This is a genomic window from Spirulina subsalsa FACHB-351 (genome assembly GCF_026130165.1).
GTDB lineage: Bacteria > Cyanobacteriota > Cyanobacteriia > Cyanobacteriales > Spirulinaceae > Spirulina_A > Spirulina_A subsalsa_A.
In genome coordinates, this window is the sequence record NZ_JAIHOM010000040.1 from 21,873 (window position 1) to 41,243 (window position 19,371).

Genomic DNA, 19,371 nt, shown 5'->3' on the forward strand with positions numbered 1-19,371 from the left:
TTCAGTGGTAACATTAGGTTGGTGGGAGAATTGGTCAAGTCTCTCTATTAATCTTTACCCGTTTTTATGATAATTGTTTAATGTTGGGTTGCGCTGGCGCTTCACCCAACCTACGGATAAAATACAACTACTTACTAATTCTTTTTAACTATAACTATGGATTATTTTGTTCATTCTCACGCTTTGGTGGAAACGGAAGATATCGGGAAAGATACTAAAATTTGGGCATTTACTCATATACTTTGGGATGTAAAAATTGGAGAAAATTGTAATATTTGTGATCATGTTTTTATCGAATGTGGTGTTAAAATAGGAAATGGGGTGACAATAAAAACTCATGTTTCGCTCTGGACTGGGGTGATAATTGAGGACTATTGTTTTATTGGTCCTAACGTGGCTTTTGTGAATGATCTTTATCCCCGTTCCCATAGAAATCCTGCTATGCAGGAGCGCTATTTTAGTAATCAAGATGATGGCTGGTATCGGGATAAAACCTTGATTAAAGAGGGGGCATCTCTGGGGGCAAATGCGACAATTTTATGTGGGGTAACGGTGGGAGAATATGCTATGGTTGCGGCGGGGGCGGTGGTAACTCGTGATGTGAACCCTTTTGAGTTAGTGGGGGGGATTCCGGCTAAACATTGGGGATGGGTTGATCGGGAAGGGAAGAAACAGGCTCATCCTCCTGAGCATTAATAATTTACAATATAACCCAAAAAGATGAGCGAAAAACGAGAACCTTTTAGTAGTTTAATGTTGTACCACCTGTTTAAATGGTCGGTGGTGAGTCCGATGCTCCATGTCTATTTTCAAGGGAAAATTACGGGGGCGGAACAGGTGCCGCGTGAGGGTGGATTTGTGGCGGTGAGTAACCATGCCAGTTTCTTTGATCCCCCGATTCTCTCTAATTCTGTGGGTCGTCCGGTGGCGTTTATGGCGAAGGAGGAACTGTTCAAAATTCCGGTTTTAAAGCAGGCGATTCGTCTTTATGGAGCCTATCCCGTTAAACGCAGTTCGGCAGACCGTAGCGCGATTAAAGCAGCCTTAGAGTGTTTAAAGGAAGGTTGGGGGGTGGGGATTTTTTTAGAAGGGACTCGCACGGAGGACGGCACGATTCAGAATCCTAAATTAGGGGCGGCGATGATTGCGGCGAAAGCACAGGTTCCTCTGGTGCCGGTGAGTTTGTGGGGAACGGATCAGATTGGCTCTGGGGTGCCTCGTGCGGTTCCGGTGACGGTGCGCATTGGTGCGCCGATGAGTCCCCCCCCTTCGACAAAACGGGAGGATTTAGAGGCGGTGACGGAAAACTGTGCGGCTATAATTAACGAGATGCACGCCCTAGGTCGTTGATGATCTAGTTTCAGTTTCATGCCAGACGATTTAAAAACAACGTTGACGGAGAGTATTGATCAGGCTTCTTGGGAGTGGTTGCTTCCCCACGTCAAACGGGATGCGGTGTTGATGGTGTCGGATGATTTGGACTTGGTGGAGGTGGGTTATGCGATCGCCTCCGATCAAGTCCAGTTGGTTCAAACTTGGATAGACAGCCAGTTAATCCATAAACCCTGGACCGAACAAATCAGCGACTGGAATGGTCAACCCCAAATCCGTTTTAATGCCTTAATTATTCAGCCCTTTGTTCTGGTTCAACCCATTCCCTAAGGGGTTCTACATCAAGGTTATGGGCTAATTCCTCCCCCGTAGACCCGGTAAATAACCATAATACGGCTCTGGCTCCATCCCGGATCGATTTACTCCAAGGTTCCGGTTCTTGGTCAGTCTGGACGGGGAGGGGCTGAATGGCAATGCCTCGACTCCCAAAGACAATTTCACCAATAATCCGCGCTCGTCTCATGTGGTTGTCGGAGGTGATTAGATACACACTATCCACCCCAGCCGCCCGCAGGTCATCTACGAGGGAGGTAAAGTTAGTCACGGTATCTTGAGCGGCATAGTCTAAATGGAGGCGATCGCGCTCTACCCCCGCCCGGTCAAAAATCATCTGGACATAGTGCTTAGGACTGCCAGAAGACACCCAGATTTCTAAATCCGGGTGATTCCGCGCTAAACGGGCGGCAAAGGCTTCCCGCGTCTCTAATCCCCCCAACACAAACACCGCTTGGGGGGGGCGCTGGGCGGCTTGATGTCGGTTTTGGAGGTAAAATCCGATCCCGGCGATCGCAATGGCCACCAATAAACGCCACCTAACCCGCTTCTTGGCTGATCGGCGTGGTTTGGCCTTCGACTTTTGCCAACGAGAATCCAGCTTTAAGAACATCAATTTACATCAAAATTCAACGGGACTGGCCGGATTTGAACCGGCGACCTAGCGCTTCAGATTTGTGTAAGTTTCCCCACTCTCTGGACTATTCCTTCACCCGCAACTTACCCGTTCCGGGGGTAGCCGTTATGCTGTAGGAGGTGTTTATTTTATAGAGCATACTAGATGGCACATAGGGAGCCAACTGGCTTAAAAAGGCCTGACCGCCTTTTGTCCCTATTCGCAAACGATAACATCCTGTCCGCTTATTTTGAGAACTTAATCCCCACTGAACCCCCCAATTTTCCAGAAAATACTTGACAATTGTTTCATTCTCTGATTTAGGTAAATTCGTATTGAGATAAACCTCTAAAGCGTGGATTTTACCCTGCCGTTTCTTAAAGGTCTTACTCCCACAATCGAGAAACCAAATCGCCACCCCTTGGGGGGTTAACTCCTCCAAAAACTGGGGAGTGATAACTTTTCCCCCAGAACCCCGATATAACTTTTGCATCAGAATCCGAGTCAGGGGAATTAACGGCGGTTGGAGTCTCAGGTAGGGAACGCCTTGGGAATTCACGCTAGGACAACAGGGAACTGATTGTCCTGTAATCCGTTCTAACCAGTCTTGTTTAAAGCGCAAATAGTCTAATTCGCGCTGGTCATAGGCCGCCACATAGAAATTATGGCCATTCCGTTGTGCGCAGCCTAGCAACATTCCGGCCAGAACCCCTCGTTGTTCTTTTTTCGTGAGGGTTGGTGTTTTCCCCATGCTCTGGGGATGAGACATAAAGTCCATCAATCGACTCTCTACAACCAGTCTCTGCACCTTCCACTAGGTAACGGTTTAAACCTGAGTCTAGTGGCTTGGCTCAAGATTACCCTATGCAGAGGTTCGGGTATCCCCAACGGCCTCGCACTTAGGCTTCCTTGAATTTGACTACATTCATTCATGAAGTTACCCTCATGATGCCCGACTGTTCAGGAGGCGCTTGCTCTATCCAACTGAGCCACAGCCCCAAATTGATCAAGGCGATCGCACTTTGTCCCGCTTCAGGAACTCGATTGACCACCAAGCCAGACTGATTCTACCAAATCCCCCGGAAATCCTGCAAACCGATCTCAGAGAATTGATGTTCCACTTGTTTATTCATAATCACACTTCCCACTGATTAAGGTTCTACCGTATCCAGCAATTGCTCCTCATAACTCTCTAACGAGCGAATAATAGCCTCTTCCTCCTCATCCAACTCAGCCGGATTAAAAATCCCAGCTAAAGCCTGATCTAACGTCGGAGCCATGACAATCGTATTTTCATACACCACAATCACCCGCACCAGCGTCGGCACACTATTCTGTTCCGCCTCTAAATACAACGGTTCAACATAGAGTAAAGAATCCTCCAAGGGAATCACCAACAAATTTCCCTTAACCACATTAGATCCTTGAATATCCCACAAAGAAATCTGTTGAGAAATGCGGGGATCTTGGTTAATTAACGCCTCAATTTGGGACACCCCAAACACTAACCGTTGTTTCGGGAACTGGTATAACAATAACTTGCCGTATTGTTGCCCATCCGAACGCGCCGCTAACCAAGCAATTAAATTAGGACGCGCTACGGGCGTGTAGGGATGGAGTAAAATAAACTCCTCACTTTGTTCCTGGGGCAAACGCATAATCAAATGATAGGGTTCCACAGGTAAAGGCTCTTCCCCATAAATTTCCTTCGGAATTTGCCATTGATCCTCCCGGTTATAAAATACCGTTGGATCGGTCATATGATAGGTTAATAAACTTTCCGATTGAATCCTAAAAAAGTCCGTCGGGTAACGAATATGATTAAACAATTCCGGGGGCATTTCCTCCATTGACTTGAACAAAGTCGGGAAAACCTTTTGCCAAGTTTTAATCATCGGATCATCCAAATCCACCACATAAAAATTCACCGTCCCGCTATAGGCATCAATCACCACTTTAACCGGATTGCGAATATAATTAAACGCTTCCCCATCAGGGTCAGAATAGGGATAATAGGGACTGGTGGTATAAGCATCTACAATCCAATATAAATAACTCCCCAACTCTCTCGCTTTTGGATCACCAATATCGGCATTGACTAAATAGGGATCATGATCATAGTTTAAGAACGGCGCAATGCGGCGGATTCGCTCATTAATATTGCGCCGAAATAGCAGCTTTGTTTCCGGTGTAAAGTTCTGGGTAAACAGCATTTGCCAGTCCTTTAAATACTGAGCAAAGGCGAACCGTTTCCACCTTGAACCAATATCAATCCCCCCCATGCCATCATAGACATTTAACACATTATCCTGACCACTGGGATAGTCTAACTCTTTAACCTGAGTTGAAGTCATGACATAAGTATTAGTCAATTCTCCGTAATAAATGCGGGGATGACCGATGGGAATACTCCCTTGAATGATTTCATCGGATAAACGCAGAGTGCCGCCCTCTTCTTCCGTGGCGATATCTTGGACAAAATACACAGGCAACCCCCCCTCACCGACGCGATTCACAGGGGATAAAGTAAAGCCATAACCGTGGGTATAAACCAGATGTTTATTCACCCAAGTTTGAGCGGCTTCTGGGACTTTTTCATAGTCTAATTCTCGTGGAGAAATGACAATCTGTTGTTTTTGTTCTCGAAATTCTGAGGGAATATCAGTCCGGCGAATTTGCATCGAGTAGCGATCAATATCCGCATCATTGAAGGTATAGTAAAGGCGGATTTCTTGCAGTTGTCGGTTAGCTTTGAGAATGGGTCGAGTATCCCAGAGGCGGATATTTTCAATGGTGAGTCGGTTTGCCTCTAGTTGACTGGGGGAAAACGTCGGTTGAGGGTCGAAGGTTTCGGCTTCGATACGGTCGAGGGCGAAGGCGGCACGGGTGGCGGCAATACTGCGCTCTATATAGGGGGTTTCTCGTTCGAGTTCGTTAGGTTGGACAATCAGGCGCTGGACGGTGGTGGAAGCGAAAGCACCGAGGAGGACAGCTAGGCCGTAGAAGAAGACGAGGACGAGGGAAAGGGGAACAATTGAGCAGGTTTGGCGGCCGGGGATGGGGCAGGCGATGCTGTGGAGGGAGGGGCGGAAACGGGCTTTATAAAGCAACCAGATGGCAACAAGGGCGGCGAGTAGGCTGAGGGCGATTTCTAGGGGGAGTTGTACGTTGGTGTCGGTGTAGCTGGCTCCATAGTTAACGCCGCGTTTGGAGTAGAGGAGGTCAAAACAGGCTAGACCGTGGGCAAAGGCGAGGGTGAGGAGAAAAAGCCCGCCGAGGGTTTCCAGATGGCGCAATTGGGGGCGAGAGAAGCCAATAAAGCGTCCTTGGGAGAGACTATCCCCGGAGAGGAGATAAAGGAGGGTGCAGGCGATGAGACTGTAAAGACAGAGGCCTTCTAGGCAAAAGTAGAGGAGTTTCCACAAGGGGAACTGGAAGATGTAAAAGCTAATGTCGAGGTGGAAGAGGGGATCTTTGGTTTCAAAGGGGGTGGGATTGAAAAAGGCGAGGATGCGGCTCCAGTTGGTGGAGAGGATAAAACCGAAGTAGAGACTGAGGAGAAGTGCGATCGCCTGCAACAAAAAATTCGCCGCAAACAGCACACCACAGACTACACCTAGCAAGACCACAATCTCGGCATAAAAGAAAGGAGTCCCCCATTCCACGCCCCCCACAAGGTGCAAAATGGATTCCACTTTAAAGGGACTGGGGACAGAAGGTGTGCTTCTACTCCAACTCGGAGCAAGGAGGTTATAGGTCAGCAGTGTTTCCCCATAGTGCAGCAAGAGAAAGCCCAAGAGTAAATTTAACCCCAACACAAGAGGTAATAGATGACTCAGTTTAATCTGGGAGGGATAACGATTGGAGGGCGAGGTAGCAGGGGGCGGCGCTGAGGTTTGCCGATGGAGCAGAATGGCCTCTTTCAGGGAGAGGGGGGCGGTGTTAGCATAGGCAGCTTGTTGAGCGGGGGCGGGTTTGCCCCGTTGCGCCCGTTCCGCACTTTCCGGGGGTTGAGGATGTTGGAATTTCCTCACCTGACGCAAGTTTAGGAACAAGAAGATGGCTGATCCTCCAGTGCCGAAGAGCCACAGTCCCCCTTGAGTGCCTACCTGTAACCAAAACACCTCTAAATACTGCACTTCTGAAAACCAGAGGGTTTCTGCTAAGGCCCGGGCAGCGAGTTCAAAGAGCAACCACAGCCCGAGGAGAAGGAGAATAGGTTTTAAGAGGGTGTGCATTGTGTCAAGTCCCAGATATAGCGTTCAATCAATCCGCGAACAGCAGATCCTAAGTCTTTGGCGCTAAAGCCCAACTACGAACCCGTTATGGTCACAGCACTCTCGCCGCCGTTTTTGGGTGGGGTTCAATATGGGGCTATGATAGCATTGGGGGCAAGCCCTAGGCGAAGAGTGAACCTCCCTAGAAGGGCGGAGCTTGTATCCCATCAATTCTGGTCACGCCATCCAATCCCTAGACTTATGTGGAATGAAATCGCCAAGCAAATTAGCCAAGCTATCGGACAACCTTTTACCGTTGAAACTCGCCGTTCTGTCTCGGGAGGCTGTATTAACCAAGGGTATGCGATCGCCGATGGTCAACGGACTTACTTTGTAAAAGTTAATACCGCCTCCCAAGTGGAAATGTTTGCGGCTGAGGCCTTGGGACTCAAACAAATGTACGAAACCCAGAGCATTCGTGTTCCCCAACCTTTGACTTGGGGGGTGGCGGGCAATTCCAGCTATATTGTCATGGAATGGCTAGAATTTGGGCGAGGGGATCACACTTCTTGGGAAAAAATGGGGCAAAACTTAGCCGCTATGCACCGTTATCAAAGGGCGACCAAGTTCGGCTGGGATTGTAACAATACCATTGGTTCTACTCCTCAAGTGAACGATTGGACGGAAAACTGGGCGGATTTTTTCACCGAACACCGGATTGGGTTTCAATTGCGTTTAGCTAAACGACGGGGGGGAGGTTTCCCCGATCTTGGCACGGTACTTGATGCGGTAAGAGATAGATTAGGGGACTGGCAACCCCAACCTTCCTTAGTTCATGGGGATTTATGGTCGGGAAATGCCGCTTGTACGGTGCAGGGAGAACCAGTTATTTTAGACCCGGCGACTTATTGGGGCGATCGCGAAGTTGATCTGGCCATGACCGAACTCTTTGGAGGGTTTCCCGCCCCCTTCTATCGCGGTTATAATCAAGCTTGGCCCCTAGATGCCGGGTATCAGGAACGCAAAAATCTATATAATATCTATCATATCCTAAATCATTTTAATTTATTCGGTGGGGGCTATGGGTCCCAAGCGAATCGAATGCTCCAGAAAATTTTGTAGATCACATTGGTTCACTGTGGACAGACTGGGAATCCCCGTGCCTTTAGGCCGGGGAGGATGTCAAGAAGGAGCCTTGTTGATTATTGATCTGTGCGGCAAAAAGTGCGGGAATTGCGACTTGCCCCCATCCAATAACCGAACGGGATAGGTTCTAATCTTTGCTAGAGTGTTAACTGGGGCATATCCCCAAGCATCCGTAAGACCCTAACTTGAGTCCACAAACAAACACGAGGAGATGATGGTTAATGGCCTCCACTGACTTCAAAGATTACTACGCCATTCTAGGAGTGGGTAAAACTGCCAGCGCTGAGGAAATTAAAAAGGCCTTTCGCAAATTGGCCTTAAAATATCATCCTGACCGAAATCCGGGGGACAAAGTCGCAGAAGCTCGCTTTAAGGAAGTCAGTGAAGCTTACGAAGTTCTCTCCGACTCGGAAAAACGGCGGAAATATGACCAATTTGGGCAATATTGGCGACAAGCAAGCTCTCAGGCCGGGGGTGGATTTGGTCGAGGTCCGGTGGATTTTGGGGGGGTGGATTTTGGACGCTATAGCAGTTTTGAAGAATTTATCAGTGATTTGTTGGGGGGATTAGGAGGAGGTCCTAGCACCCGTACTCGCACCTATCGCAGCAGTAACGGACGCAGTACCTATCAAAGTCCGGGGGGTGGTACAGGGTTTAATACGACCACCCAAAGCACAGGAGGCGATCGCGAGGCCACCATTCGTCTGACCTTCACCGAAGCATTCCGGGGCGTTCAGAAGCGTCTCAATGTGGGATCAGAAATTATTGATGTGCGCATTCCCCCCGGAGCAAAACCCGGTAGTCGGGTGAGAGTGCGCGGGAAAGGCAACATCAGCGCCTATTCCCAACAACGGGGAGATTTATATTTAAATGTTGACTTAGAACCCCATAGTTTTTTTGCCTTCGACGGGGATAATTTATTGTGTGAAGTGCCGATTACCCCCGATGAAGCGGTTTTAGGGGCTGAGATTCAAGTCCCCACCCCCGATGGTTTAGTGACCATGAAAGTTCCGTCTGGCATTCGGGGGGGTCAAACCCTACGCTTACGAGGTAAGGGGTGGGTGAATCCCAAAGGAGGACGGACGGATCAATTGGTGAAAATTGCGATCGCCACTCCCCCCAATCCCACCCCAGTCGAACGGGAATACTACGACAAAATCCGCAAAAGTCGCACCTATAACCCCCGTCAACATTTACAAACCGTTCACTTGTAGCCGATTGCCAATACAACCAATCGTCTGAGGGGGATTGGTTTCCCCACCCGTCTATGCAGTGGGGCAGTTCGTCATTTTCCCCGAGGTCACGCCACGGGAACGGGAGTCGGGAGTATGCCAAGCACAGACCTAGGCGTTTCAGACAGTCTCGGAAAATTGTGGCAGAATAGCAGCATATTGATACAACTTGTCAAGGTCAGGCAATAGGGAATAGGAAATAGGGAATCAGTAACTGATGACTGATTACTGGTTACTGACTACTATTCACTGTATATCTGGGACTTGACAAAATGCACACCAGCTTAACTTGTCAAGGGTGTCTATTGACAATTGATCATTGCCTCTCTACCCTATGGTTTCTAATCTCAACCCTCAATCTTCCCTACCATCCGGCAGCCCAAGTCCCCAACCCCTGCCCGGCAAACCGATATTAGAACCTCCCTTTGCCCCCAAAGCCGAGGAAGAATCCTTAAACCTGCGGCAAGCCCTTTCTGTATTGCGGAGACGGTGGTGGGTGATGTTGCTCGTCAGTGGTGCCGTGAGTTGTGCAGTCGGTTTTAGAGTCCTCAATGAAGTGCCACTTTATCGCAGTCAATTCCGCTTGCTGATTGAACCCATTGCCAGTGATGAGAGTTTTGACCAATTCAGTCAGCGCCTGATTGGACAGTATGCGGCCGAAATTGACTATGAAACCCAGATCGAGGTGTTGGTGAGTCCGACGGTCATTAATCCCATTTTGACCCAGATTCAAACTCGTTACCCAGATATGGACTACAACGCCTTGGTGAGTAATTTGGGCATTGGACGAGTGGGGCCGACCAAGATTTTAGAGGTGAGTTATCAAGACTCCAACCCCGAAAAGATTCAGTTTGTCTTAGAACAAGTTTCGGAAGGGTTTATTGAGTATTCCCAACGGGAACGGAAAACTGGGAATCAAAAGGGGTTGAATTTTGTGGAGGAACAATTACCTGTTTTGCAAAAGCGGGTGAATGATTTACAAATTGAGGTGCAACAGTTCCGCCAGCGACATAATATTTTAGACCCCAATGAACAGGGACAGGCCGCCGCAGGTCGTCTAAATGGGATTCGGGAGGAAATCCTACTGACTCAACGGGATTTACAGGAAACACAATCTCTCATCGCCCAACTCCAAGAACAGCTAAATACGGATCTAGGTCAGGCGCTGGTGATGAATGCCTTAAGTGAGGCTCCCCGTTATCAGGCGTTGTTAAGTCAATTACAGGAGATTGAAAGCCAAATCGCGTTAGAGTCGGCGCGGTTTACGCCCAATAGCCCGAATATTCAGGTTTTACAAGAGCGACGCAATAATTTGCTGCCCTTGCTTCAGGCGGAAGCCCAAGTGGTGTTAGGTCGTCAGGGACTGCCCAGTGGAGGCCAAAATTTGGCAGCTTCGCCCAATGCCTTGCGATCGCAAACCACCCAGCAACTCATTGATACCCTTAACCGTCGTCAAGTCCTCACCGTGCGACAAGCCGCCCTGAGCCAAGCCGAAGCCGCCCAAACGCGACAAGTGCAGAATTTCGCCACCCTCAGCCGTCAATATGCCGATTTAATGCGGGAGTTAGAAGTAGCCACAGAAGGGTTAAAACGCTTCCTCTCGGTACAGGAAGACTTACAAATTGAATCCGCCCGACGGACTATTTCTTGGGAGTTGCTCAACGCCCCCCAAATTCCCCTTTATCCTATTGCCCCTAATGTCCCTCGGGGGTTAACCATTGGTTTAGTGGCCGGAGTGTTGGCCGGGGCTGGAGCCGCCCTGATTGCGGAAAAACTTGACGTGCGCTTCCACTCCCCCGAAGATTTGCGGGATGCGGTGGGTTTACCCATTTTAGGAGTCATTCCCTACCGCAAGGAAATTAAAGATAGCCGGGTGAAAGATCGACCCCTACCCCGCTTGTCCGGGAGTCGTTACCGGGCTTCTCCTTTCTTGGAATCCTTCCGCAGTCTCAACGCGAATTTATCCTTTTTTACCCCGGACAAACCCTTACAGGTTTTAGTAGTCAGTTCTTCTGTTCCCCTTGAAGGCAAGTCCACCACCTCAATTAATCTCGCCCAAGCGGCCGCCGCTATGGGGCAACGGGTGTTATTAGTAGATGCCGATTTGCGCCGTCCTCAAGTCCATGTGATGACCGATTTACCCAATGTGTGGGGATTATCCCATGCCATCTCAATGGATATTGAAGTAGAGGATATTATTCAACCCTTCCCCAGTATCAATGGGGGGACTTCTGGAGAGGACAATCTCTATATTTTAACCTCGGGTCAAATTCCCCCAGACCCCACCCGGTTACTATCGTCCCAAAAAATGCGATCGCTGATTGAATATTTCCGTCAATCCTTCGACCTAGTGATTTTTGACACCCCCCCCATGTTAGGGTTAGCCGATGCCAAATTCCTAGCGGCTCAAGCCGATGTGATGTTAATGGTGGTAAGGTTAGGCTGGACCGACCGGGCTATCTTTAAGCAAGTCATTGATGGGCTGAAAGTCTCCCAAACCTCCGCATTAGGTCTGATTGCCAACGGAGCTAAAGACTTCAGTTCCGGTTCTTATTATTACTATCATCGTTATTTTGCCACCGAAGAGGGGGCGCATCCTGTAGACTCATGACCCATCAACCCATGAAAATCCCGTCCATCCTTCAGGGTTCATTGCTTTTGTTCCTGTTACTCCCTCTCCAGGCCCAGGCGCAAATCCCCACCTTTACCCCCCTAGATTTAGACCTTCCCACTCCCGAGGAAGCCCCCCTCAATCCCCCCCCTTGGGACGAGGGAGAACCCCCAGAGGTAACTCCTCCCGAGGTCGCCCCAGCCTTTACCCCTTCCTTCCTACCTCCCAACCTACCCTATACCCTCGGAGCAGGCGATCGCGTCCGGCTCGATATCTTCAACGTACCCGAGTATAGTGGGGAATATCCCGTGTTAATTGATGGCACCCTCAACCTCCCCCTCATCGGCACCATTCCCGTCGCTGACCTCACCCTCCAACAGGCCGCCGACCTTCTTTCCCAACGTTACGCCCTCTATTTAACCCGTCCCATCGTCACCCTCGGTTTACTCCGGCCCCGTCCCGTGCGGTTAGCCATTGCCGGAGAAGTCCAACGACCCGGTTCCTACACTGTCACCGTCGATGAAGGCCGCCAGTTTCCCACCGTCACCGAGTTAATCGCCCTCGCCGAAGGGATTACCCTCTCCGCCGATGTGCGGCAAGTGAGAATCCGTCGCACCTATCAAGGGGTAGAACAAACCTACACGGTAGACCTTTGGCAACTCCTGCAAGCGGGAGAATTGGGTCAAGATATTCCCCTGCGAGATGGGGACGCTTTAATTATCCCCACAGCAATGGCCATTAATCCCCAAGAATTGCGTCAACTCGCCGATGCGAGCTTTGCCCCCGATGCCCCCAGTTCCATCCAGATTGCTATAGTCGGGGAAGTAGTACGACCAGGAACCCATACCCTGCGCGTCGATGCCCTAGGAGTTCTCCCCACCGTCACCACGGCGATTAAAGAAGCGGGGGGAATTACCACCCTCGCCAATGTGCGCAATATTGAACTCCGTCGCACCCCCCGCAACGGTCAAGAAGAAACCATTCAGGTAGATTTATGGGAGTTACTGCAAAGCGGCGACTTGAGTCAGGATGTGTTATTACAACCGGGCGATCGCATTGTAGTCGCCCAAGCCCCCGAAATTGACAGCGCCACCATTGGCACCCTCACCTCCGCCACCTTCTCCCCCAACACCGTGCGGGTCAATGTCGTAGGCGAAGTCAACCGAGGCGGCACCCTAGAACTTCCCCCCAATACCCCCTTAAACCAAGCCATTTTAGCCGCCGGAGGGTTTAATAATCGAGCGCGCAAGAGTCGGGTGGAATTAGTGCGACTCAACCCCAATGGCACCGTTTCTCGGCAAGAGTTCGCCGTGGATTTAACCCAAGGCATTGATAATGAAAATAATCCCGTTCTGCTCAACAACGATGTCGTTGTGGTAAATCGTTCCTTCCTCGCCCGCACCACCGACACCCTCACCTCAGTCCTCGCACCTGTGGGGGGTTTTGTCTCGTTTATCAACTTTTTCCGCATTTTCGGGTTTTTGAATTAACTCCCCTCGGGCAGATTGTATCCAGATCAATCCCCTGACCTCCCCATTTGCTGAGGATAGCAGTTATCCTGAAAGGGGTTTTCGTATTTAGATTTTAAGATTTTAAGCCTAACGTTTTATGACTACAGCATCTCAACGCATTGTCATCCTAGGGGGAGGATTTGGGGGACTCTATACGGCTTTACGCTTAAGCCAATTCCCCTGGCAGGGAAACCAGCCCGAAATTGTGCTAGTGGATAAAAATGACCGCTTTTTGTTCTCTCCCCTCCTCTACGAGCTAATTACAGGAGAGTTGCAAAGCTGGGAAATTGCCCCGCCTTTTGAGGAATTATTGAGTCAGACTGGGATTCGCTTTTATCAGGCGAAGGTGACGGGGATTCAGGTAGAAGAACAGTATGTAGAGTTAGAAAATCGCCCCGCTTTGGCCTATGACTATTTAGCCATTGCACTCGGAGGACAAACACCCCTCAACAATATCCCCGGTGTACAAGATTATGCCATCCCCTTCCGTACCCTCCCCCATGCCTACCACCTCTTGGAAAAATTGCGCATTCTTGAACAGTCCGACCTGGATAAAATCCGCATCGCCATTATCGGCGGGGGATATAGTGGGGTAGAGTTAGCCTGTAAGCTAGCCGATCGTTTGGGGGAACGGGGGCGGATTCGCATTGTGGAACGGGGCGAAAAATTGCTCAAAACGGCCACCGATTTTAACCGTCAAGCGGCGGAAAAAGCCCTAGAAGAGCGGAAGGTTTGGGTAGATTTAGAAACCTCCGTGGAGTCTGTGGGGGCCGATTCCTTGGAATTGCTCTACAAAGGACAAATTGACCTGTTACCCGTGGAAATTGTACTGTGGACCGTGGGAACTCAAGTCTGTGACCTGATTCGCCATTTACCTCTGCCCCACAACGAACGGGGTCAATTAATGACCCAGCCTACCCTGCAAGTGGTAGACTATCCCCATCTGTTCGCCTTGGGAGATGCCGCCCTGTGTCAGGATGTCACCGGGCAAGAACTTCAGGCCACGGCACAGGTGGCGATTCAACAGGCCGATTATTGCGCCTGGAACCTTTGGGCTTCGTTGTGCGATCGCCCATTACTGCCATTCCGCTATCAAAGCCTCGGAGAGATGCTAGCATTAGGAGTCGAAACAGCCACCCTTAACGGGTTGGGGATTAAGTTGGATGGGTCCCTAGGGTATGTCGCCCGCCGACTCGCCTATTTATACCGTTTACCCACCCTACAACATCAACTCGCGGTAGGGGTGAACTGGCTCACTCAGCCACTCCTTAACGTTCTATCCCAGTCCAAAAACTCGTAATGTCTAAACCAAAAGTCATTCTATTCGATGCCGTGGGAACCCTGTTTGGGGTGAAGGGCAGCGTCGGGGAAGTCTACAGTGCGATCGCCCAAGAATTTGGCGTACAGGTCGAGCCTAAGCTACTAGACCAAGCCTTTCATGACACCTTCAAAAAAACCGTACCCCTCGCCTTCCCCGGAGCGAAGTGGGTAGAAATTCCCGAAAAGGAGTATAACTGGTGGCAGGCGATCGCTAAAGCCACCTTCGCTCAAGCCGGAGTCCTCGAAGACTTTCAGGACTTCCCCGCCTTCTTCAATCGACTTTACGGTTATTTTGCCACCCCAGACCCCTGGGAAATTTACCCCGACATCCTCCCCTCCCTAGAAAAGTGGCGCTATGAACGCATCGAATTAGGCATTATCTCAAATTTCGACTCTCGGATTCATTCAGTGTTAGATGGGTTAGATTTGAAGAAATTTTTCCAAAGTATCACCATTTCCTCCTCCTGCGGTGTCGCGAAACCCAATCCCAAAATTTTCACCAAGGCCCTCGAAAAACATCAATGTTCCCCCAGTCAAGCCTGGTTTATCGGGGATAGTTTAGAAAACGACTATCGCGGAGCCAAAGCGGCTGGTTTGCGCCCCTTCCTCCTCCAACGTTAACCGGAAAAGTCACAAACCCGAGAGAATCAAGCACTGACACCCGAAATCAGCTATCTTTGAATCAAGTTCGTCTCAAGTGGGGGGAAAGAACCTTGGATGCGGCCAATCAGCAAAAAATCTTAGGATATTTTATTGAGGAAGCGAGGGAACACCTCGAAACCTTAGCGCAAGGGGTGATGGATCTCCCCAAAGTCTGTAAAGATCCAGAAGCCCTCAACGAGTTATTTCGTGCCGCTCACTCCGTCAAAGGGGGATCGGCTATGTTGGGCTACGATAGTATTCAAAAAACAGCCCACCGTCTCGAAGATTGCTTTAAAATCCTGAAAGAACATGATGTTCCCGTTGATAGCAAACTAGAAGCCTTATTTCTCAAAGGGTACGACACCCTGCACACCCTCCTCGATCACCTCGAAAGTCCCGATGGTTTACAAGACGCAACAGCCCACCGAATCACCAAAGCGGCTGAACCGGATTTTGATACCCTCGAAAATTATTTACATCAGTTGGTGAGTGGGGAAGTCGTCGAAGAAAGTCCAAAACCCCAAAAAGCCCCCGTCGCCACCCCGCCACCCTCAGATCCCTTTGCTAACGAAACCAAGGCTTTGTTAAAAGAAATGCTCGCCCTCTTCAAAGCTAAAGCCACCCCCGAAGGCCGCAAACAACTACAAAAGTTATGTGTGCGCTTGGCTAAATTAGCCCCTAAAGAGAAAGGCTGGCAAATGGTCACTAAATCCTGTCATCAGGTCATAGGCAATCCAAAATATTCCTATCGCACCCTTGCCCCGGTTATTATAAAAGAACTCAAACACAACAGCGACTTGAAGGTTTTAGGTCAGTCGGACGAAATTCACGTTAGCCCGACCTTAAAACAACTGGCTGAGGCTAAAACGCCCCAAGTTCTGATTCCTGTAGAACCTAAAGCGGCAGCGAAAACTTTAATTAATGTGTTTAGTAAACAACAACTCTCCCAACTGGTGGAATTACTCGCGGCCAAATAGTAGATTTTTAGTTCCTGCTCATTGTATCGGTCTATGTTTCAACTCCTTGCCCCCTTTGTTCATGCCATCCAACCCTTTTTAATCCCCTTGTGTTTCCTATTCGCTTGGCTGTTCATTCTCAGCCTAATTAGCTCCATGGTGGGCAGTGTTCGAGAGATCATCGCCCGTAGTCAAACCATGCACCAGATCCCTTGCTCTGACTGCCAATTTTTCACCAATGATCATCGCTTGAAATGTACAATTCACCCTACCATTGCCAATACAGAACAAGCGATTTATTGCCGAGATTTTCAGCCGCACCAAAGCTTTAGCTCTCTTTCCTAATGGCGTGTTCAATTAATGAAAAATAAAATTAAAAATTCTGAAATAATCAGCAAACAAGATCAAGATGATCGTAACTCATAAGTACAAACTTAAGCCATCAGAATCCCAAGTAAAAATAATGCTGAATTGGATAACGATGCTTAAAAGTCATTATAACTATTGTTTGAGAGATAGGATAGAAGCATACGAGGAGGTAAAAGCACCCCGACTAGGAGAATATTGTGATTTGAGAACGAAAGCTCATTGCACACCATTAACCTGTTCTATTTCCAAAAATTCTAACTTAGGAGAACCGTTTAAAAAGAACGGGAAAAAGCGAAGTGCTTATGAACAGCAATCCTCAGAATTACCTAGTTTCAAAAAGTCTCATCCTTGGTACAAACTCATTCATTCTACGGTATTGCAACAAAATCTCAGACGATTAGACAAAGCCTTTCAAAATTTATTTCAAGCGGGAAAAGGGTATCCCAACTTCAAAAAACGACATCAGTTTAAGAGTTTTTCTTATCCCCCTAATCAGGTAAAAGTAGTAGGAGACAAAATCTATCTCCCGTCTATCGGTTGGATGAAAATGTACTTATCTCGTCCTTTAAGAGAAGGATTTGAGGTAAGAAGTGTCACCGTGAGACAGAAAGCCGATGGTTTCTATGTAGCCATTCAGTTAGAAGATAAGTCAATCCCTCAAACAGAAACAATAGATGTGAACCAAATCAAGGCGGTAGTAGGGGTTGATTGTGGTGCTAGACCCCATAAACTACTGGCCTTATCTAACGGAAAAAATATCCCTAATCCTGAGTATGAGAAAAGATTAGCGAAGCGAAAAACATTAAGACAACGTAGAGCTAGTCGTAAAAAGCGTGGTTCTAATAATCAAAAAATTGCTTATAGAAAAGTAGCGAGATTAGAACAAAAAATAGTAAATCAACGGGAGGATTACCAATGGAAGGTTGCACACAAATTACTACAGTTGGCAGATGTCATCGTCATGGAAAAATTAAATATTCAGGGCATGAGCCGTAAAGGTAAACCAAAACAGGATGAAAATGGGCATTACCTTAAAAATGGACAAAATGCCAAAAAAGCCTTAAATCGCTTAATTAGAGACTGTTCTTGGGGAGGATTAAAAGGAAAAATTCGTCAGGTAGCTGAAAAGTTTGGGCGCATTTTCCTAGAAGTTGATCCCAAATACTCATCTCAAACCTGTTCTAGTTGTGGATTTAAGGACAAAAAAAATAGACACAAGGAAAGTTTCTTGTGTCTAAATTGCAACACCCCTATAGATGCGGATACTAATGCTGGTATTGTACTAGGTAAAAGGGGTTGTCAAATACTTGGTATCAGTTTCGATACTCTACTGGGAGTCACCCAGAAAGTTACGGGTACGCCTGAAACAACAGGTGCGAGCAATCGGGATACATCAGAAGCGTTAGCCTCTGAGCCTACCAACCCTCTGCAACTTTCGTTGTTTGAGTGGATGAATGGTCGAGCAATCGGCTGTTAGAATCCCCACCTTCTACGAAGTAAGGTGGGGAGCTTCAAGATATTGAATTGGGGAAAATTGTCCTATGGAAACAGTAACAGATAAATTAAAGCATTATCAGCAAATTGTAGAACAATTGTTGATGGGTTATGCCGAAAGTAAACCTGCTTATGGCGAGATTGAGGTTGAGACAATTTTTGACACCCAGCGCAATCATTATCAAATTGTACATCTAGGTTGGCATCATCAGCGCTGGGTACATCATTGTGTTATCCATCTAGATATTCGCCAAGAGAAAATCTGGATTTTCTACAATTCAACAGAGCATGATATTGCCTCAGATTTAGTCGATTTGGGTGTCCCTAAACAAGATATTGTGCTAGGGTTTTATCCTCCTTTCATGCGGGAAATGAGTGAATATTCTGTGGGTTAAAAGTGGGTCGTAGTAGTCCCTTGACAAACTATAGCATTTCCCCATCATTGATCAACTCTCAGAGAAGTTTCTCATAATACTTCAAGCTCCTTGTCACCCTTGTATACTGTTTTGACGTTCGCCCCTGCCTAAAGGCGAGGGGATTCTTCATTCAACGAGTCTCCGTTAGCCAGCAGGATTTCTCCAACTAACCAAGAGGGAATCTCTCCTGAAGCGTTTAAAGTTTGGCTGCGCCCCAACCTACTTAATCCCTTTTGCAAGATGTTTAAAGCAGCGTTTCTATCCCGACAATCCGTATATCCACAATGGGGACAAACATGGGTTCGAGTTGATAGAGACTTTTGCACTTTTTCCCCACAATTAGAACAATTTTGACTGGTATTATGGGGAGGAACAGCAACAGTTATTTTGCCGTATTTATCCCCAAAATACTCTAACCATTGCCTAAAAGTAGACCATCCTGCATCAGTTATGGACTTAGCTAAACGACGATTTTTAACCATGCCTTTCACATTTAAGTCTTCATAGGCTACTAAGTCGTTAGACTTGATTAAGCGGAGTGCCACACTCTTGACAAACTCTGTTCGCTGCCTACTTACTCTTAAATGTTTACGAGCATAACGTTGTCTTGCTTTGTGATAATTACGGGATTGTTTAACACCTTTACGGTATTTTTTAGACTTCTTACGATTGAGCCGATTTAATCGTTTTTCTGATTTTCTATAGTATTGAGGACAATCAACCTGATTACCTTGACTATCTACTAAGAAAAACTTTAAACCAACATCAATTGCAGTGGTTTGTTGAGATGGAGTTAAAGGGTTTACGGTATCTCTAGAGTCTAGTTTGATGGAAAACTGGACATAGTATCCATCTGCGCGTTTAACTATTCTAACCCGCTTAATTTGTTCAGGTTGATAATAATTAATATCTCTAGATCCTATCAACTTTAAACCACCAATACCTTTTTTGTCTGTAAAGGTAATATAGCGTTTATTTTCTGATAGTTTCCATCCAGAGACTTTATATTCAACTGAACGAGAATGTTTTTTAAACTTAGGGTATCCCTTTTTGCCTTTAACGTTATTCTTGCAATTATCAAAAAATCGAGTAATTGCTCTTAACGTTCTCTCAACAGCAGTTTGACAAGCGTGGGAGTTTAAATCATTAACAAATTTAAACTCTCTTCTAAGCCTA

17 protein-coding genes are annotated in these 19,371 nt (G+C 47.7%); 13 read left to right on the top strand and 4 right to left on the bottom strand.

Annotated elements, in window-relative coordinates; genetic code table 11:
- Positions 1-156 precede the first annotated feature (156 nt).
- Genes K4A83_RS09930 through K4A83_RS09940 form a run of 3 tightly spaced genes read left to right on the top strand, consistent with a single transcriptional unit; the run spans position 157 to position 1,662 of the window.
- The gene (locus tag K4A83_RS09930) at positions 157-696 is read left to right on the top strand and encodes an acyltransferase (RefSeq protein ID WP_265264349.1); all 540 of its coding nucleotides are present in this window, start codon (positions 157-159) and stop codon (positions 694-696) included.
- A 24-nt stretch (positions 697-720) separates the two neighbouring features.
- The gene (locus K4A83_RS09935; RefSeq protein ID WP_265264350.1) at positions 721-1,350 is read left to right on the top strand and encodes a lysophospholipid acyltransferase family protein; all 630 of its coding nucleotides are present in this window, start codon (positions 721-723) and stop codon (positions 1,348-1,350) included.
- Positions 1,351-1,368: 18 nt separating this feature from the next.
- On the top strand, positions 1,369-1,662 hold the full coding sequence (locus tag K4A83_RS09940) for a DUF2288 domain-containing protein (RefSeq protein WP_265264351.1): 294 nt from the start codon (positions 1,369-1,371) through the stop codon (positions 1,660-1,662).
- Here the strand turns inward: K4A83_RS09940 and K4A83_RS09945 are convergent.
- From K4A83_RS09945 to K4A83_RS09955, 3 genes are all read right to left on the bottom strand, one after another.
- The gene (locus K4A83_RS09945) at positions 1,625-2,278 is read right to left on the bottom strand and encodes a YdcF family protein (protein ID WP_265264352.1); all 654 of its coding nucleotides are present in this window, start codon (positions 2,276-2,278) and stop codon (positions 1,625-1,627) included. The genes K4A83_RS09940 and K4A83_RS09945 overlap by 38 nt on opposite strands.
- Positions 2,279-2,366: 88 nt before the next feature.
- Positions 2,367-3,059, bottom strand: coding sequence for a DNA endonuclease (locus K4A83_RS09950; protein ID WP_265264353.1), 693 nt, complete (start codon positions 3,057-3,059; stop codon positions 2,367-2,369).
- Between the two features lie 373 nt (positions 3,060-3,432).
- Positions 3,433-6,519 (bottom strand): UPF0182 family protein, encoded by a 3,087-nt coding sequence (locus tag K4A83_RS09955; RefSeq protein WP_265264354.1) that lies wholly within the window; start codon positions 6,517-6,519, stop codon positions 3,433-3,435.
- A gap of 240 nt (positions 6,520-6,759) precedes the next feature.
- On the opposite strand from K4A83_RS09955, the gene K4A83_RS09960 reads away from it, so the two are divergent.
- From K4A83_RS09960 to K4A83_RS10005, 10 genes are all read left to right on the top strand, one after another.
- Positions 6,760-7,620, top strand: a complete 861-nt coding sequence (locus tag K4A83_RS09960; protein ID WP_265264355.1) for a fructosamine kinase family protein — start codon at positions 6,760-6,762, stop codon at positions 7,618-7,620.
- Positions 7,621-7,865: 245 nt separating this feature from the next.
- Positions 7,866-8,858 carry a DnaJ C-terminal domain-containing protein gene (locus tag K4A83_RS09965; RefSeq protein ID WP_265264356.1) on the top strand — a complete coding sequence of 331 codons (993 nt, stop codon included), beginning with the start codon at positions 7,866-7,868 and terminating at the stop codon, positions 8,856-8,858.
- A 352-nt stretch (positions 8,859-9,210) separates the two neighbouring features.
- On the top strand, positions 9,211-11,487 hold the full coding sequence (locus K4A83_RS09970; RefSeq protein WP_265264357.1) for a GumC family protein: 2,277 nt from the start codon (positions 9,211-9,213) through the stop codon (positions 11,485-11,487).
- Complete coding sequence (locus K4A83_RS09975) at positions 11,484-12,977, top strand: SLBB domain-containing protein (protein ID WP_265264358.1); 1,494 nt, start codon at positions 11,484-11,486, stop codon at positions 12,975-12,977. Before K4A83_RS09970 ends, K4A83_RS09975 begins: the two co-directional genes overlap by 4 nt.
- A gap of 118 nt (positions 12,978-13,095) precedes the next feature.
- Positions 13,096-14,298 carry an NAD(P)/FAD-dependent oxidoreductase gene (locus K4A83_RS09980; protein ID WP_265264359.1) on the top strand — a complete coding sequence of 401 codons (1,203 nt, stop codon included), beginning with the start codon at positions 13,096-13,098 and terminating at the stop codon, positions 14,296-14,298.
- A complete protein-coding gene (locus K4A83_RS09985) occupies positions 14,298-14,939 on the top strand; it encodes an HAD-IA family hydrolase (protein WP_265264360.1) in 642 nt (213 codons plus the stop codon). The genes K4A83_RS09980 and K4A83_RS09985 overlap by 1 nt, the downstream gene beginning before the upstream one ends.
- 56 nt (positions 14,940-14,995) lie before the next feature.
- Complete coding sequence (locus K4A83_RS09990; protein WP_265264361.1) at positions 14,996-15,937, top strand: Hpt domain-containing protein; 942 nt, start codon at positions 14,996-14,998, stop codon at positions 15,935-15,937.
- 33 nt (positions 15,938-15,970) lie between these two features.
- Positions 15,971-16,261, top strand: coding sequence for a hypothetical protein (locus tag K4A83_RS09995; RefSeq protein ID WP_265264362.1), 291 nt, complete (start codon positions 15,971-15,973; stop codon positions 16,259-16,261).
- A 64-nt stretch (positions 16,262-16,325) separates the two neighbouring features.
- Entirely contained in the window at positions 16,326-17,762 is a 1,437-nt protein-coding gene (locus K4A83_RS10000; RefSeq protein ID WP_265264363.1) for an RNA-guided endonuclease InsQ/TnpB family protein, read from the top strand.
- Positions 17,763-17,826: 64 nt separating this feature from the next.
- Entirely contained in the window at positions 17,827-18,174 is a 348-nt protein-coding gene (locus tag K4A83_RS10005; RefSeq protein ID WP_265264364.1) for a XisI protein, read from the top strand.
- A gap of 128 nt (positions 18,175-18,302) precedes the next feature.
- Here the strand turns inward: K4A83_RS10005 and K4A83_RS10010 are convergent.
- The coding region (locus K4A83_RS10010) for an RNA-guided endonuclease InsQ/TnpB family protein (RefSeq protein WP_265264365.1) at positions 18,303-19,371 on the bottom strand (1,069 nt) is incomplete at its 5' end.

Bases quoted from the DNA above. Each gene is read 5' to 3' on its own strand.
- K4A83_RS09960 (WP_265264355.1), top strand. From the start codon at position 6,760: ATGTGGAATGAAATCGCCAAGCAAATTAGCCAAGCTATCGGACAACCT.
- K4A83_RS09930 (WP_265264349.1), top strand. From the start codon at position 157: ATGGATTATTTTGTTCATTCTCACGCTTTGGTGGAAACGGAAGATATC.
- K4A83_RS09970 (WP_265264357.1), top strand. From the start codon at position 9,211: ATGGTTTCTAATCTCAACCCTCAATCTTCCCTACCATCCGGCAGCCCA.
- K4A83_RS09980 (WP_265264359.1), top strand. From the start codon at position 13,096: ATGACTACAGCATCTCAACGCATTGTCATCCTAGGGGGAGGATTTGGG.
- K4A83_RS10005 (WP_265264364.1), top strand. From the start codon at position 17,827: ATGGAAACAGTAACAGATAAATTAAAGCATTATCAGCAAATTGTAGAA.
- K4A83_RS09985 (WP_265264360.1), top strand. From the start codon at position 14,298: ATGTCTAAACCAAAAGTCATTCTATTCGATGCCGTGGGAACCCTGTTT.
- K4A83_RS09945 (WP_265264352.1), bottom strand. From the start codon at position 2,278: ATGTTCTTAAAGCTGGATTCTCGTTGGCAAAAGTCGAAGGCCAAACCA.
- K4A83_RS09940 (WP_265264351.1), top strand. From the start codon at position 1,369: ATGCCAGACGATTTAAAAACAACGTTGACGGAGAGTATTGATCAGGCT.
- K4A83_RS09935 (WP_265264350.1), top strand. From the start codon at position 721: ATGAGCGAAAAACGAGAACCTTTTAGTAGTTTAATGTTGTACCACCTG.
- K4A83_RS09995 (WP_265264362.1), top strand. From the start codon at position 15,971: ATGTTTCAACTCCTTGCCCCCTTTGTTCATGCCATCCAACCCTTTTTA.
- K4A83_RS09955 (WP_265264354.1), bottom strand. From the start codon at position 6,519: ATGCACACCCTCTTAAAACCTATTCTCCTTCTCCTCGGGCTGTGGTTG.
- K4A83_RS09975 (WP_265264358.1), top strand. From the start codon at position 11,484: ATGACCCATCAACCCATGAAAATCCCGTCCATCCTTCAGGGTTCATTG.
- K4A83_RS10000 (WP_265264363.1), top strand. From the start codon at position 16,326: ATGATCGTAACTCATAAGTACAAACTTAAGCCATCAGAATCCCAAGTA.
- K4A83_RS09950 (WP_265264353.1), bottom strand. From the start codon at position 3,059: ATGGACTTTATGTCTCATCCCCAGAGCATGGGGAAAACACCAACCCTC.
- K4A83_RS09965 (WP_265264356.1), top strand. From the start codon at position 7,866: ATGGCCTCCACTGACTTCAAAGATTACTACGCCATTCTAGGAGTGGGT.